Here is a 1,050-nt window from a genome sequence, read left to right on the forward strand (position 1 = left end):
CGGTGCCGCTCCGACTCGGCGATCGCCTCGCCGAGCAGTTCGGCCTGACGGGCGCCGGTGATCCCCGCCCGGGGGGTGGCCTGGTAGCCGCCGAAGTGGGCCACGGGGCTCCACTCGGGGCTGACGGGAGGCAGTTCCTCGTCGAGGCCCTCGTACTCGGCGGCGGCGTACACGATCCGGCCGCCGGTGACCGTCAGCAGGGACTCGATGTGGGCGATGTCCGGCTCCGCGACCGTGAAGTAGTCGTCCGACAGGACCGCCAGGTCGGCGTAGCAGCCGGGGCGCAGGACGCCCTTGACGTCCTCCTCGCCGGTCAGCGCGGCGCCCGCGCGGGTGAACATCGCCAGTGCGGTCTGCCGGTCGACACGGTTCTCCGGCGGACGGAGGGCGAGATCGCCGGCGGTGCGGCCGCTGACCAGCCAGTGCAGGGCCACCCAGGGGTTGTACGTGGAGACCCGGGTGGCGTCCGTGCCGCCGCCGACGGTCAGCCCGCGCTCCAGCATGGCCCGGACCGGCGGGGCGTCCGCGGCGGCGCCGGGTCCGTAGCGGCGCAGGAACGCCTCGCCCTGGAAGGACAGCCGGTTCTGCACGGACATCGCCCCGCCGAGGGCGGCGATACGGTCGAGGCTGTCCGCGGACACGGTCTCCGCATGGTCGAAGAGCCAGCGGTTTCCGGCCGGGAAAAGCCCTTCCGCGGCCAGTTTCTCGAAGACCGCGAGATCGCGGCGAATGGTCTCGTCATATGTGGCGTGCAGCCGGAATCCCCAGCCGTTCTCCATGAGGAGGCGCACCGCCTTCTCGAACTCCGCCTCGTAGTCGGGGGTGAGTTCCGGACGGGGCTGCGTGAAGTTCTCGAAATCCGCTGCCGCCCAGGTGAGGTTCTCGCCCGCGCCGTTGAGCCGTAGCCATGCGTCCCCGTCCTCGGGGCGGGCCATTTCGATCCAGCGGGCGAGGTCGTCGATCTCCTGGCCGGGCGTCTGCGGGAAAAGGTGATAGGCGATACGCAGCGACAGCCGGCCGGCCTCGGCCAGTTCGATGACGGTGCTGTAG

Annotated in this window: 1 protein-coding gene; it reads right to left on the reverse strand. The window is 71.4% G+C overall.

Features of this window, described 5'->3' with window-relative positions; translation table 11 throughout:
- Positions 1–1,050, reverse strand: a 1,050-nt coding sequence (locus ACTWQJ_RS51720) for an amidohydrolase family protein (RefSeq protein ID WP_443313257.1), incomplete at both ends; no start/stop codon positions are given.

Origin of the sequence: Streptomyces sp. KR55, from assembly GCF_052245645.1 — a bacterium.
Lineage (GTDB): Bacteria > Actinomycetota > Actinomycetes > Streptomycetales > Streptomycetaceae > Streptomyces > Streptomyces flavusporus.